The sequence below is a fragment of the Streptomyces sp. JLBG701 genome (genome assembly GCF_058544905.1).
On sequence record NZ_CM178588.1, the window covers coordinates 9,698,317 to 9,712,987 of the forward strand.

A 14,671-nucleotide genomic window follows, 5' to 3' on the forward strand; every position below is an offset into this window, starting at 1 on the left:
CTACAGCTCCTTGACCCTGATGTCCCGGTACGAGATCACATCTGTCGTGCCGTGCACCTGGAGCCCGATGTAGCCGGAGGCGAACCGCCGCCCGTCCGTGCCCGGGTCGTCCGAGCGCGGTGGGTAGAAGTCCTGGCCGCCGATGTTGTCGAACTCGTTGATCAGCACGCCGTTGCGGTAGACCGAGTAGTGCTGGTCGACCACCCGGATCTCGTAGTCGTTCCACGTGCCCTTCTGGGTGACGCCCGCACCGGCGAGCCCGACCCGGTCGAAGCCGTACACCGACCCGGTCTTGTACATGTCGCCGTCGGGCCGGTCGAGCACCTGCACCTCGTGGCCGTACTTGATGGCGACCCACTCCGGCCGGGACTCCTCCGGGTGGTCATGGATCCACGGGAACCGTACGAACACACCGGAGTTGGCGTTGCCGGTGCCCGGGGCGTCGTCGCGCCACTGGAGCTTGAGCGAGAAGTCGCCGTACTTGCGCTCGGGGAACCACAGCATGCCCAGGCCGTCCCTGGTGGTGCCGCTCGTGATGGAGCCGTCGCCGTTCGGCGCGAACGAACCGCCGCCCACCTGCTGCCACTTGGCGAAGGAGTCCGCGCTGCCGCCGAGGATCGTGCGGTAGCCCTCGGTCTGGCCGGGCTTGCCGATCCCGGACTGTACGGCGGCCTCCTGGACGGCGTCGTACTCGCGCTGGTCGACGACCCCTTCCTTCAGGAGCTGGTCGAGGACCGTCTTGACGTGCTTGAGGAACAGCGCGTGGGACGTCCAGTCCTTCTCGTCCTCGATCAACTCGTTGATCCGGCACCGGCTGTTGGTGATCCGGTTCGGCACGCCCGAGTCGACCGTCCCGACGATCACCGTCAACCGCTCGTCGAACTCAGGGCAGTTGGGCGGCGGGACCTGGCTTGCGACCACCGTGAACGTCGTGGTGCGTGCGGCGGCCGTGTTGCCCGCCTTGTCGGTCGCGCGGTAGCGCACGGTGTGCGTGACGAGTTGATGCACCATCACCAGTGCGGTGTACGGCAGCCAGGCGCCGGAGTCGACCGCATACTCGATCCGGTCGACGCCGGAGCCGCCCTCGTCCGTGGCGCCGACCGTCACGGTCGCCGTCGTGTCCTCTCCGGCGCCCTCGGGCACCACGAGGATGCCTTGCATCTGCCCGTAGCCCCGGGAACGAGATCGTGCAGTGGCAGAGTTGACTTGCTCCCTGGGCTGAAGCTCGGGGATTCTGGCCGTCCCTACCGGTCGCTGTGCCCTTACGCGGCACGGTTGCCGGTGGGGATTCCGTGGCTTCCTGTTTCTTCGCGCTGCGCCAGAACGAGTTCTGGTCTTACCGGCGCTCCGCAGGCCGATACCGCCAGTCCGGCGGCCGTCTTGACGTTGCGTGCTGCGTTGGTGTCGCGGTCGTGCGGGGTGCCGCAGGCGGTGCAGGTCCATTCCCGCACGTGCAGGGGTTTGGGACCGTCCTTGGCACCGCAGGCGGAGCAGACCTGGCTGGTCGGCTCGAACCGGTCAATCTTGATCAGGGTGCGCCCGTATCGCCGTGCCTTGTAGTCCAACATGTTCAGGAAGGCGCCCCAACCGGCGTCGTGCACCGACTTCGCCAACTTGGTGCGCGCGAGGGCTTGCACGGCCAGGTCCTCCACGGCGATCGCTTGGTTCTCGCGGATCAGCCTGGTGGAGAGCTGGTGGTGGAACTCGCGGCGCGCGTCGGCCACGGCAGCGTGGGCGCGGGCGACCTTGAGACGGGCCTTGGTGCGGTTCTTCGATCCCTTCTGCTTGCGGGACAGCTCCCGCTGGACCTTCTTGAGCTTCTTCTCCGCGCGGCGCAGGAACCTCGGGGAGTCGATCTTCGTGCCGTCGGAGAGGACCGCGAAGTGGGTCAGCCCGAGGTCGATACCCACACTCTGGTCGGTGGCGGGCACCCGGCCGGTGTCGGCGGCCGGGTCGGTGTCGACGACGAAAGACGCGAAGAACCGACCCGCACTATCCTTGATCACGGTGACACTGGATGGGACGGCGGGCAATTGCCTGGACCAGGCGACCTTCACCGGCCCGATCTTCGGCAGGTTCAATCGGCCGCCCGGCGTGATGGACCAGCGGGCGTTCGCGGTGAAGCGGATCGCGGCCCGCTTGTCCTTGCGGGACTTCATGCGCGGAGCTTCGATCTTCGGGCCCTTGCGTTCACCCTTCAGCGAGGCGAAGAAGTTGCGGTAGGCCTGCTCGGCATCGCGCAGGGACTGCTGAAGCACCACCGCGGACACCTCACCCAGCCAGGCCCGCTCCGGGTGCCGTTTCGCCTCGGTGAGCAGCGCGCGGGAGAGCAGGGACAGGCTCGGATAGGGGCGGCCTTCGGCGTGAGCGTCGCGGCGGGCGCGCACGGCGTCGTTGTAGACGACGCGGGCGCACCCGAACGCTCTGGCCAGCGCGCGTGCCTGGCCGGGTTCCGGGTACAGGTCGGGTAGCCGGGATGCATTACTGCATCCCGGCCCCCTCAGAACCGTGCGTGCACCTCTCAATGCACACGGCTCAAGCTCGCCCCATGGGCCAGCGCAGTTTCACTTGGTCTGCACGTCATCTTTGGCATGGAGCTGTCGATGGCATGCGGAGTGCACGAGACGGAGGTTGGTTCGATTGTCGGAGCCGCCGTCTCGCCGGTAGACGAAGTGATGCTTGTGGAGCATCTTCTTCGAGGCCGCGAACCAATTGATCCACTCACGTGGACTGTCCGGCTCGTACTCGGCCCCGGCAATGAGCGCCTGATTGCAGAGCGGGCACAGCCCCCTCTGCTTGTATGCCAAGGACAGACTCACCTTGTCCATCGGCGGTGGCGCCTTCTTGCGGCGGCGTCCTTGCCAGTATCCGGCCAGGGCAGGGTCGTCGGGAGACGCCGCACCCTTCACCTGTACATGGCGGACAATCTTCGTCCAGCCGAACTTGGGGAGATAGGCACCGCTGACACGGTCGCCGAACACCCACTTGTCGTTTCTGGACTCGTTGAACCTGCCGAAATATCTGTGGGCTACCCAGACCCTCGACTTCCTCGGGTGGCTCCTTCTCGCCCATTCCCAGAGCAGCCCCCACACGTAGTGGTCGAGGCTTGAGAATGTTTGAGAGGAAACCGCCTTCCGGTAGTACGCCGACCATCCACGGATGATGGGCGTTAGCGCCCTCAGCATTCCTGCCGCGTTGGAGCCGTACAGCCCCTTCACTTCGGTGCGTAGGGTTTCCCGGAGTCTCTTGACAGCATCAGCACTTGGCTTGATGAGTAGCTTTCCGTCGTAGCGGCGGATGTTGAAACCGAGGAAGTCGAACCCGTCCTCCATGTGGACGATTCGGGTCTTTCCTTCGTTGAACCGAAGTCCTCTCGGCTCCAGCCACTCTGCCAACCGTTCCTTGATCTCTTCTGCTTCGGACTTGCTGTGGCACATGACCACAAAGTCATCCGCATAACGGATCAGGATCGGGGTCCTAGGGGCAGCCTTCGGCTCGTATGTCTTCGCCTCGGCTCCCCAGTACCGACACCCTGCTGCCTCTTCCATCCCATGAAGTGCCACGTTCATCAGCAGCGGACTGATCACACCGCCTTGTGGAGTTCCCTCCTCAGTTGGCGTCAAGCGGCCCTCTTCGACCACACCGGCCCTCAGCCACGCACGGATGAGACTCCGGCCGGGGAATCCCCCGACGGCGTTCATCAGGCGAGGATGGTCGATGCGGTCGAATGCCGCCGACAGATCAGCATCGAGAACCCAGAGGCGCTTGGCGTTCTTGCGTGCCGTTGCCCCGAAGATGGCCTCGATCGCGTCGTGGCACCCTCTCCCCGGACGGAAACCATACGACCGGGGTTCGAAACGGGCTTCCCACTCGGGTTCCAGCGCATTCTTGACACGGGCCTGCATGGCCCGGTCTCGAATCGTCGGAATACCGAGCGGGCGTTGCTTCCCGTTACTCTTCGGGATGTACACCCGCCTGACCGGCAAGGCTCGCCAGGGTTTCTCGACCCGCTGGACCTCTGTCGCGAGATTCCAACGAGCCTCGGGCGTTACCGCCTTCTTCCTGTCGACGCCGGCCGTCTTGCGGCCAGTACTCAGCTGAGACACTCGCCTCACGCTTACCAGCGTGTTGGAGTAGCTCCGCAGCATGAGTTTTTGAAGATTTCTGACCTTGGGCCAGTCCTCTTCCTGCGCGGCCTTGAAGATCCGCTGTCTCAGTCGCCGTACTTCCCCCTCGTATTGGCTCCAGTCGATCTGGTGCCACAGCGTGGAGGCGTCCTCGGGTCCGTTCGCCGGGCTGAGCGGCAGAGCAGACACGTCCACCGTCCTCCCGGTGTCTAACTTGCCCCTCGGTTCGGGCTTCTTCTCAGTTCACTTCAAAGGCTTACCCGGTTCACGTCTGCTCCCTTTCGGGCCGGGGAAAGCCCCGTATCCGGCAGGTTATACGGGCGCGTTCGCCCGATTTCCCTCTCCCTTTCGGGGACCGGCATTCGCTTCTTGAACCATCCTGTCCGGCTGAGGGGTTCCGCTTTCCTTGCGGTCGGCCTACCAGATCCCTCTGGACCTCATCCGGGTTTCCACGTTCCGCACCGTCAAGATGCGTCCGGGGAGGGTGCCCCCTATTGCCCCGTGGCCAGCGGTGTTCGCGAACCTCGGGTCCGAACCCTCGGCTCCGCTCGACGTCTCTCAACGTCCGGGCCATGACCGCCACTCGTGCACGGCATCGTGCGGGCTACAGTGACGAGGCTTTGACAGGGGTTCACTTTCGTTCACCCTTCCGGACTGTCCCTCGGCCTGTGACGTCAGATGCCTTGACGTTCTTGGGCCTTGAGCGTTCAGCTTCACACCCCGCCGTTGCCAGCGACGCATGTGAGCGTGGGACCAGACCTCAGAACACTGGTCTGGGATAACCCCGTTGAGGCGGTGTTGTCCACTTGAACGGTGCGACCTCGTGTCGCACACGAAATGCGTACCGGAGTTGCATGACGATCACACTAGGCATCCCGCATACTCACCGTCACGATGGAACATTAGTGCGAGATGGTATCGACCCGCAGTCATAGGCCCTTCGCATGGTCGAGTCGCGATCGCCTTCAGGAGTCCTTGTACGCAGATGGAATTGACGATCCGAGAGCGCTCTCACCACGGTTATCCTGATCGGCACCCCCCGGTGAGGAGCTTTGAAGTGACCGAGACTGCGTCGCGTCCCACCCTGGAGGCCGTGGCCGCGCGGGCGGGAGTGTCCCGGGCCACCGTGTCCCGGGTGGTCAACGGCGGGGACGGGGTGCGGGGGCCGCTGGTGGAGCGGGTCAGGCGGGCGGTGGAGGAGCTCGGTTACGTCCCCAACCAGGCGGCCCGCAGCCTGGTCACCAAACGGCACGACGCCGTCGCCGTCGTCATCGCCGAACCGGAGACGCGGGTCTTCGCCGACCCCTTCTTCGCGCTGCAACTCCGGGGGATCAGCAAGGAGTTGACGGCACACGACTCACAGCTCGTGCTGCTGCTCACGGAGGGCCGCGACGACCACGCCCGTGTCGGCCGCTATCTGGCCGGCGGCCATGTCGACGGCGCGCTCGTCTTCTCCCTGCACCTCGACGACCCGCTGCCCGGGCTGATCCAGGGCGCCGGGGTACCGACCGTGTTCGGCGGCCGGCCCGGCTGGAGCGACGGCCTCCGGGACGCCTCGCCCACGGTGTACGTGGACAGCGACAACCGCGGCGGGGCCCGTGAGGCCGTACGGCATCTGCTCGAACTCGGCCGCACCCGGGTCGCGCACATCACCGGTGCCCTCGATCAGACGTCCGCGGTGGACCGGCTCGACGGGTTCCGGGACGTCATGGTCGACGCGGATCCCGGGCTGATCGTGGAGAGCGACTTCACCCCGGCCGGTGGTGAGCGCGCGATGCGTGAACTCCTCGACCGTCGCCCCGACCTGGACGCGGTGTTCGCCGCCAACGACCTCACCGCCTCGGGCGCCCTGCGTGTCCTGCGCGAGCGCGGGCGGCGGGTACCGGAGGACGTCGCCGTGATCGGCTTCGACGACATGCTGCCGGTGGCCGAACAGACCGACCCCCCGCTCACGACGGTCCGTCAGGACATCGAGGAGATGGGCAGGCTGATGGCCCGCCTGCTGCTACGCGACCTCGACGGCCGGGGCACCCGCAAGCCGGACGGGGCGGGCGGCGCGGACGGGACGGGCGAGCGCCTGGAAGGCGCGGCGTCCAGCGTGATCCTGCCGACCACACTGGTGCGCCGCGCCTCCGCCTAAGCCGGAATGCCCCCTCCGCCCGCTCACGTCTGCGGCGGCTCGCTCTTGATCACCGCGAACCGTGCCCCGTAGGGGTCGGCCAGTTTGGCGATGCGGCCGACGCCCTCCATGGACGTGGCCGGCATACGGACCGTGCCGCCCAGTTCCTGTGCCTTGGCGACGACCGCGTCCGTGTCCAGGACCTCGAAGTACGGCAGCCAGTACGGGCCCGCCGCGGCCTCCGTCGGATCGTCGGCCAGGGCCACGACACCGCCGAACATGGAGTCCTCACCGCCCCCCGCGGGGTTGATGGAGGTGTAGGTGCCACCGGGGAAGGGCACGGCCGCGGTCTCCAGGCCGAGCGCCGAGTGGTAGAACGCGGCGGCCGCGGCGATGTCCGCCGTGTACAGCTCGACCCAGCACAGCGAGCCGGGGTCGCCGGCCAGGTCCACGCCCTTGGTCTGACCGGGCTGCCAGATGCCGAACGGCACGCCCGCCTCGTCGCCGAGGATCGCCATGTGGCCCTGGCCCATCACGTCCATGGGCTGCATGAGCACACTGCCGTGCGCGTGCTCGGCGGCCTTGGCCGTGGCCTCGGCGTCCGGGCTCTGGAAGTACACGGTCCAGGACGGCGGTCCCTGTTCCGGGGTGGTCTGCATGCCGCCGGCGACGGTTTTTCCCTCCAGCTGGAAGAAGCCGTAACCGCCGGAATCCGGTCCCGCCGACTGGAACTGCCAGCCGAAGAGTCCGCCGTAGAAGGAGATGGCCCCGTCGATGTCGGACGTGCCGACGTCGACCCAGTTCGGGGCGCCATTGACGAAACGGGTGGTGAGCATAATTGCCCTCCTCTTGAAGGGTCCCGCTGTCTGCACTGCCGAGTCTTGCACCGGCCACTGACAATCGCTGCCGGAGCGCCGAGGCGGACATGAGCGACAGCTGTGATTACCCCGGGTGACCGTTGGAGTTCTCTTTGTTTTCAACGCTCCTGCGCGCGCCGCCGTGCACCGCCCGGTCCCGCGGCGCCATCATCTGGATGGCCGGAGGCCCTGCGCGCGGCGTTGATCGCGCGTTGATCGAACGTTTTTCGCCGCCCGGCACGATCTCGCTCATGCACACCGACACCATCACCCCGGCCGACCCCGCCTGGCAGGCGCAGGCCCTGTGCGCGCAGACCGGGGCGGACTTCTTCTTTCCCGAGCCCGGCAGCTCGGTGCGTGAGGCGAAGCGCATCTGCGGCATGTGCGAGATGCGCTCCGCCTGCCTGGAGTACGCGCTGGAGAACGACGAGCGCTTCGGCGTCTGGGGCGGCCTGTCCGAGAAGGAAAGGCTCCAGCTCAGGCGTACGCAACAGTGAAGCGCCACGTCCCGGCAGGTACCCGTACGTCCTGACCCGCCACGTCGAGCTCCCGTCCGTCCGCGCTCGTCGCCGAGCGCACCGCGCCGAAGCGGCACGGATAGACGAACCGCACCCCTTCCGGCGCCTGGGTGACTTCCACGGTCACCGTCCGCCCGGCCGGATCGTGCGCGAGCCGGTAGCCGAACGGCTCCCCGAAGAGCGTCGGCGCCCCGTCCACCGTGATCCCCTCGCCCGCCGGCACCCAGTGCGGACGTACACCGGGAGCGATGAACAGGTGCGGGTCGCGGTCCTCGTCCGCCTCGAAGAAGAGGATGTCGCGGATCAGGAGCAGATACTCCGCGGCGGCCCAGCCGTGCGGCATGTCGCCCATGTACCAGGGACGGTGCGGCACTTCGCGGAAGTCCGAGGCCACCGGGAACGCGTGCTGCTCGTTCCAGGCCCCCAGCGCGACGGCCTGCCCCGCCACGCTCGGGAACCCCGAGCCGACCACCCAGCCGAGCAGCTCGTCCGCCCGCCCAGGATCACCGGCGAGGAGATAGGCATGCGCCAACTGCATGGTCAGATAAGGGCCGTACGCGTTCCAGGCCGCCTCGTGCCGGAAGCCTCCGGTGACGAAGTGCGCGTACATCGTGTCGAGCGTGTGGCGCGCGGCCAGGTCGATGTCGTCGCCCAGTTTGCTGCCCATGTGCAGCCGCAGCGGATGGAAGTAGGCGGCGGCGCCGATCATCGTGGAGTCGAGCCTGCCGACGTCGCCGGGCCCGGTCGGGATGTACGTCTCCCACGCCCCGCGCTGCCGCTGCTGGTCCAGTACCCAGCGGATCGAGTCGCCCGTCGCCCGCTTCAAGTCGTCGAAGGCGCCCCAGAGTTCGGACACCTCCGGCGCCCCGATCCGCTCGGCGAGACGGGCGGACTCGTACAGTCCGGCCAGCGCCCAGAAGTCGTCCCAGTAGTGGGGCTTGTCGCGTTCGCCGAGGTGCTCGGCGCTCCAGCCCTTGTGCAGCAGCCCGTTGGGGTCGCGGTTGTCGCGGATCCAGCGTGCCGCGTCGCGCACGTACGGGACGTACAGCTTGGCGCCGAAGGCCGAACTCGGCCCGGCCGTACGGTCGTAGCGGCCGATCGCCCACAGGGCCTGGCCGTTGCTGTCCCACTCGTTGTCGTCCCGCTCGTGCGGGCCGCCGTAGAAGCCGTACTCAGCACACGGGCCGATTCGTCCGCTGCCGTGGTTGAACTTCAGCGGGTAGTGGGTGCCCAACTGCCGTTCGGCCAGGGCGGAGTCACCGACGAGTGAGCACGCCGTCGCCTCGACGGAGGAGTCGCGGATCCAGAAGGAGTCGTAGACGGTCGGGCCGGGATGGATCTCGCCGTGGTCGGAGAGGATCAACAGCTGGGAGCGCGCCTGCCGGAACAGGTCCGTGAGATGCGCGACCGGACGCGGCAGCCCCGGTTGCAGTCCTTGCCCGAGGAGCTTCACCGTCCAGAAGTCCCGGTTGGCGGCCTCCAGTTCGGCGGCGGGCGTCCCGCGCAGCTCCGCCAGATCGGCCGGTCCGGAGAACTCGTCGACCGGCAGCCGTACGTCGATCTCGAAGACCTCCTCGTCGGCGACCCGGAACGGCCACGCGAACACCGCGCTGCACAGGCCTGCGACCTGGTCCTGCGCCTCCAGGGCGCCGTTCAGCTTGCCGCCCATGACCAGGTCGTGGAACGGACTGTGCGCGAGATACACGTCCGGGTCGAAGGAGAAGTCCGCGTTGCCGTAGACGCCGTACTGCTCGGGCGCGGTGTCGAAGACCGGGCCCCAGCCCGAGTTGGTCTCCACCCGCTGCTCGACCGGCAGATGACGCAGGAACGTCAGCCGCCGGTCGGTGATCTGCCGCCCGTTGCGGTCATGCCGCTGGAAGCCGCTGGGCCCGGCCGGCAGCACGGCCGCACACAACAGCCCCTCACGCGCCTGCCCCGTCGGACTGCCCACCGCCACCCGGGTGACGACGAGGTCGCGTTGCCCCTGCCCGACGGTCGTGGCGAACGTGCGCTGCACGAACTCGACGTCCTCCGGCGTACGGAACGTCGTCAGGACGACCGGCAGATGTGGTGCCTCCATCCGCTGCTCCACCCGTCCACCGCCCGGGAGTTGGGGCAGGCACAGGGTGCCCGTCGCCGGGTCGAACAGGAAGAAGGAGAGACAGTACTTGTCGTAGACCGGCTCGATCTCGCCCGCCTGCCCGATCAGGGACTCCTGGCGATGATCCTTGACGCCGACCATGTTCCAGTAGCGATACAGGGCGTTGGAAGCGAAGGCCGCCTCCTTCGAGTCGTATGTGCCGGAGTCGAACTCGTCACTCCAGCGCCGAAAGGCCTGCTGCGCCCACCAGGGCACGGGATACGGCACCTGCTCCCGTCCCGCCCAACTGCGCCACATGACCTCGTAGAACATCCACTCATGGGTCTGGGCCATGAAGTTCACCCCCTGCGGGCACCGTTGCACCGCGGGGGCGGTCCGTAAATCGGTACGGCACCCGCACGGTGGCCCAGTTCGGGTGAGGACGACCCGCACCGGGAAATCGGTACGCCGCACCCGCCCCGGCAGGCACAATCCCCGCATGGTCCCCACCGCGCATTCCGAGGCCGAGAGCCTGCTGAACGTCCTCGATCCGCTTCCGTATCCGCAGCGCATGCGTGAACTCGCCGCGCGGGTCGGAGAGTTGCGGGTCAGGGGGACTGGGGCGCTCCGGCCCGTGCTCGAAGAGCTCGAAGGGCGTGGTGCGTACGAGCGGGGGCTCGCCGTCGTCGCGGCCGCGATCGGGGGTGACACCGAGTGGGTCGCGGAGCGGATCGCCGATCCGGACTCCTTTGTGCGCGGGCACGCGCTCAAGGTGGCCGGTGGCCTCCAAGTGCCCGACTCCGCCTACGAGTCGGGGCTGGAGGACGCCTCCGAGGCCGTGCGCCGGGATCTGCTGCGCGCCATCGTGACCGGCGGGCGCACCGCTCTCGCCGACCGGTTGGTCGACGGGCTGCGCCGCGATTGGGGCGATGCGGAGGCGGCGCGGCTGCTGCCCGGGTGCTCGGCGTCGGTCGTGGCGCGGCTGCTTCCGGAGCTCTTTCACGGGGTCAGGGGGTGGGCGTCCCTCGCCAAGCGGCATCCCCGGGCGCTTCTCGACGTGGTGGAGGGGGAGTTGGCCGGGCTGCCGGAGGCGCTGCGTGACCACTGGTGGAGCCGGTACGCGTCCGCTGTGGCCGCCGTCGCGGTCGCCGAGCCCCTGCGGGTGCTCGGGCTGCTCGAAGACCTTGGTCCCGCGAACCTGCCGTATCAACTCCGCGTGCACGTGGGGGTGTTCGCGGCAGCCGATCCGCAGCGCGTGCTGCGGCTGCTCCTCACGCCCGCCTGGTCCGCCGTCCTGGGCGTCCGCTCGCTCGGCCCCGGCGTGCTGCGCAAACTCGCCCGCGCCGAGGGGCCCGAACTCCTCAAGTACGGGCGGACCTTGATGTCGTACGGCGGTCTCCCGGCGCTCCTGAAGGCGCTGCCGCCCGCTCGGCGTCACCCCTTCTACACGGCCGTCCACGAGGGCTACGGCGTCGGTGCCGTCGTCGTCGACCAGCCCGTCCTCGAAGCGCTGCCACGGAGTTTTGTCGCCGACGAAGCCCGGACGATGGCCGCTGCCGCTCGCGAAGGCGGTGCTCTGTGGAGCTCTGTCCTGCTCGCCGAATCCTTCCTGCCCGTCGCCGAGGTCTACGACCGGCTGGTCGAGGCCACCCGGCGACCGGTCGCCGAAGACCGCGCCACGGGCTGGGAGTTGCTGATCCGCAACGCCGCGCGCTCCGGTGATCCGGCCGCCGTCACCGCCGTACTGGAGGAGATGGGGCGGCTGCGCAACGAACAGGACCCCGTGCGGTCGGGCGCGATGTGGGCCCTCGCGGACACCCGGGCCGCCCTGTTCACGGGGGACGCCGAGCCGTACCTCGACCGGATCGCCGGGGACGCCGTGGTGGCGCGCGACTCCTCACCCGGGACACGGCAGGGGCTCAGCACGCTCGCCCTCGCCGTGCTGCGCGAGCACGCGGCAGGCGGGCCGAGGGAGTTGGTCAACTGGGCGCTGCGCACGCTCGTCCGGATCTCCGGGCACACCGGCGGCGCCGACCTCGGCCGCCTCGACCGCACCCTGCGGCGCGGCCAGGAGCACCAGGTGTACGAGGCCCTGCGCCCATGGATCGAGGCGGGCGCCGAGAAGGCCGACTACAGCCTCGCCTTCGCCCTCGCCCGCGCGGTGGGCCGGCGCGCCGCCGGTATGGCCGAACTGCAGGAACTCCTGTGGCAGGCCGTCCGATACGGCAACGACGCGACCGTCCGCACGGCGGTCGACCTGTGGCTCGAACCGCCTGCCACGCGCGACGGACGTGCCGCCCGGATCCTCGCGCACGATCACTCGACGGCCGCTCTGGCATCGGTGCGGCAGGTCGTCACCCGACGCCGTACCGACCTCCTCGACCTGCTGCTCGCCGACACCCCGCCGTACGGCCGCTTCCTGGCCAAGGGCACACCGTGGGTCGTACCGGTGGACAGGGACGTACGCCGCTGGGTGCCTCGCCAACAGGTCGCCGCGGCACGGCGGTTGGAGGCCCAGGCCGCGGACGAGGGGCTTCCGCTGCTCCGGCGTGCGGCGGCCCTCGCGCAGGCCGCGCTCGTGCCCGACGTCGGCGCCGGACTCGTACGCCGATGGACCGGGTCCCCGGACGTCCACCTCGCCGAGGCGGCCCTCGCCGCGCTCGCCCGCACCGAGAGGCCCGCCGACGCCCTGCCCGAGCTGCTGGCGCACGCGGGCGGCGAACGGGCCCGGGTCGCCGTGTACGCGGCCACGCAGGCCTCCCGGCACGCCGCGCCGTCCCGGCTCGCCGGACAACTGGACGAGGTGCTGCGGGCGCCCGACGCCAAGGTGACCAGCCGCAAGGAGGCCGTCCGCCTCGCCGCCGTCCGGCTCCCGCTGCCACGGGCGGCGGCGCTGCTCACCGCGACATACGCACGCCCCGGCACCCACCCCGACGTGCGCGCCGCGTGCGTCGCCTTCGCCGGCGGCCTGCTGGCGCACGAGGACGTGTGGGAGCTGCTGGGCGACGCCGCGGGCGCCGAACCCGTGCTGCGGACCGCCGTACTGCGCGTGGCGCCGCTGGACCTGCCCGAGCCGCACCGCGAGCGCTACGCCCGCCTCATCCTGGACGTGAGCGCCACGGACGACCCCGAGACGGCGCCGCTCGCCTTCGCCGCGCTCGCCACCTGGGTCCCCTGGTCCCCTGAGGCGCCCGCGGTGCTGGCCCGTGCGGCGACGGACCTCGCGGACCGTACCGCCTGGCACGTGGCGGCCAAGGGGCTGGTGACCGCCGCGGCGGGTTCCCCGCAGGGTGCTCTGGGGCTTCAGCAGGCGCTGAGGACGCTGGCCGGCACACAGGACGAGGGTGGATTCGACGCGGACGAGCGGCGCGACCGGCCTGCCCGGCGTCGTATCGGCTTCATCGTGGCCTGCCTGGAGCAGCACGCCAGGTCGGCAGCCGGAGCGGTCCGTCCCGCGGCGCTCGCCGTGAGCGAACTGCTGGCAGGCTACGACGCCTATGTGCCGCAGGCGGCCGCCATCGCGGTGACCTATGTGGACCTGGGCGCCGTACCCGTGCGGCTCGATCGGCTGGCCGGTCTCACCGCCGGACGCCCCACGCTCACGGCGGAGATCGCCGACGAACTCAGGGTGCGGCTTGAGCACCGGGAACGGGACGTCGACCCGGAAGCGCTGTTGGCCGAGGCCCGTCGGCTGACCTCCCACGGTGGCCACGCCGACGGTCTCCTCGCGGTGGCCGTGACCGGAGCGCTCGGCAGCCGCACGGACTGGCCGGAGCCCTGGCGGGCACAGCTCAGAGAACTCCGCCGCCACCCGCAGGCCGACGTACGGGACGCGGCGCTGAGGGAGGCGACGGCGCTCGAATAGGCCAGGGGTCAGGCGTTCGCGCGGGCCGCCATGCGGGCCTTGCGGGCCGCCAGCTTCTCGTCGAACTTGGCGGCCTCGGAGTCCAGACCGCCCATGAACATGCCCAGTTCCTCCTGGGCCTGGAGTCCCTCCGGGCCCAGGTCGCCCATGTCCATGACCTTCAGGTGGCGCAGGACGGGCTGCAGCACGTCGTCGTGGTGGATCCGCATGTTGTAGACCTCGCCGATCGCCATCTGCGCGGCGGCCCGCTCGAAGCCGGGCATGCCGTGACCGGGCATCCGGAAGTTGACGATCACGTCCCGCACCGCCTGCATGGTCAGGTCGGGTGCGAGCTCGAAGGCGGCCTTCAGCAGGTTCCGGTAGAAGACCATGTGCAGGTTCTCGTCGGTCGCGATGCGGGCCAGCATGCGGTCGCAGACCGGGTCGCCGGACTGGTGGCCGGTGTTGCGGTGCGAGACGCGGGTGGCCAGCTCCTGGAAGGCGACGTACGCCACCGAGTGCAGCATCGAGTGCCGGTTGTCCGACTCGAAGCCCTCGGCCATGTGGGCCATGCGGAACGCTTCGAGCTTGTCCGGGTCGACCGCGCGCGAGGCGAGCAGGTAGTCGCGCATCACGATGCCGTGCCGGCCCTCCTCGGCCGTCCAGCGGTGCACCCAGGTGCCCCAGGCGCCGTCGCGGCCGAACAGGCTGGCGATCTCGTGGTGGTAGCTGGGGAGGTTGTCCTCGGTGAGGAGGTTCACGACCAGGGCGATCCGGCCGAGCTCGGTGACCTTGGACTGCTCCTTGCCCCAGGCCTCGCCGTCCTCGAAGAGGCCGGGGAAGTTACGGGCGTCCGACCACGGCACGTACTCGTGCGGCATCCAGTCCTTGGCCACCTTGAGGTGGCGGTTGAGCTCCGTCTCGACCACTTCCTCCAGCGCGTACAGCAGTCTTGCGTCGGTCCAGGCGGAGGACGGGCTGCCGAGATGGGGAGAAGTGATCGTCACGGGAACTCCAGGGGGACGCGATACGAACCGACGAGCGGTGCCGGAACTTACGGGATCGTAGGCTACGAACCCGTAGGTTACGAAACCGTAGGTTAAGCGCGCTGTAAAGAGTGCTGATC

General features: G+C 69.1%; 9 protein-coding genes and 1 pseudogene. 3 read left to right on the forward strand and 7 right to left on the reverse strand.

Annotation, left to right across the window (positions count from 1 at the left end; translation table 11 throughout):
* From AC5DRG_RS44390 to ltrA, 3 genes and pseudogenes are all read right to left on the reverse strand, one after another.
* A pseudogene (locus tag AC5DRG_RS44390) lies at positions 1-1,116 on the reverse strand (3-keto-disaccharide hydrolase); the annotation flags it as partial.
* Positions 1,117-1,262: 146 nt separating this feature from the next.
* The gene (locus AC5DRG_RS44395) at positions 1,263-2,462 is read right to left on the reverse strand and encodes an RNA-guided endonuclease InsQ/TnpB family protein (protein WP_491813324.1); all 1,200 of its coding nucleotides are present in this window, start codon (positions 2,460-2,462) and stop codon (positions 1,263-1,265) included.
* A gap of 102 nt (positions 2,463-2,564) precedes the next feature.
* Positions 2,565-4,316, reverse strand: a complete 1,752-nt coding sequence (ltrA, locus tag AC5DRG_RS44400) for a group II intron reverse transcriptase/maturase (RefSeq protein WP_491805665.1) — start codon at positions 4,314-4,316, stop codon at positions 2,565-2,567.
* A gap of 868 nt (positions 4,317-5,184) precedes the next feature.
* On the opposite strand from ltrA, the gene AC5DRG_RS44405 reads away from it, so the two are divergent.
* Positions 5,185-6,267 (forward strand): LacI family DNA-binding transcriptional regulator, encoded by a 1,083-nt coding sequence (locus tag AC5DRG_RS44405; RefSeq protein ID WP_491805666.1) that lies wholly within the window; start codon positions 5,185-5,187, stop codon positions 6,265-6,267.
* A 23-nt stretch (positions 6,268-6,290) separates the two neighbouring features.
* On the opposite strand, the gene AC5DRG_RS44410 is transcribed toward AC5DRG_RS44405, so the two are convergent.
* Positions 6,291-7,082 (reverse strand): VOC family protein, encoded by a 792-nt coding sequence (locus tag AC5DRG_RS44410; RefSeq protein ID WP_491805668.1) that lies wholly within the window; start codon positions 7,080-7,082, stop codon positions 6,291-6,293.
* Between the two features lie 106 nt (positions 7,083-7,188).
* Positions 7,189-7,356: a hypothetical protein gene (locus AC5DRG_RS44415; protein WP_491805669.1), complete on the reverse strand. Its 168-nt coding sequence runs from the start codon at positions 7,354-7,356 to the stop codon at positions 7,189-7,191.
* On the opposite strand from AC5DRG_RS44415, the gene AC5DRG_RS44420 reads away from it, so the two are divergent.
* Positions 7,355-7,600 (forward strand): WhiB family transcriptional regulator, encoded by a 246-nt coding sequence (locus tag AC5DRG_RS44420; protein ID WP_491805671.1) that lies wholly within the window; start codon positions 7,355-7,357, stop codon positions 7,598-7,600. The genes AC5DRG_RS44415 and AC5DRG_RS44420 overlap by 2 nt on opposite strands.
* Here the strand turns inward: AC5DRG_RS44420 and AC5DRG_RS44425 are convergent.
* Complete coding sequence (locus AC5DRG_RS44425) at positions 7,581-10,055, reverse strand: prenyltransferase/squalene oxidase repeat-containing protein (protein WP_491805672.1); 2,475 nt, start codon at positions 10,053-10,055, stop codon at positions 7,581-7,583. The two genes, AC5DRG_RS44420 and AC5DRG_RS44425, sit on opposite strands and share 20 nt — an antisense overlap.
* 145 nt (positions 10,056-10,200) lie before the next feature.
* On the opposite strand from AC5DRG_RS44425, the gene AC5DRG_RS44430 reads away from it, so the two are divergent.
* Positions 10,201-13,566, forward strand: coding sequence for a hypothetical protein (locus AC5DRG_RS44430; RefSeq protein WP_491805674.1), 3,366 nt, complete (start codon positions 10,201-10,203; stop codon positions 13,564-13,566).
* A gap of 8 nt (positions 13,567-13,574) precedes the next feature.
* On the opposite strand, the gene AC5DRG_RS44435 is transcribed toward AC5DRG_RS44430, so the two are convergent.
* Positions 13,575-14,552 carry an acyl-ACP desaturase gene (locus AC5DRG_RS44435; RefSeq protein ID WP_491805675.1) on the reverse strand — a complete coding sequence of 326 codons (978 nt, stop codon included), beginning with the start codon at positions 14,550-14,552 and terminating at the stop codon, positions 13,575-13,577.
* Positions 14,553-14,671: the final 119 nt, after the last annotated feature.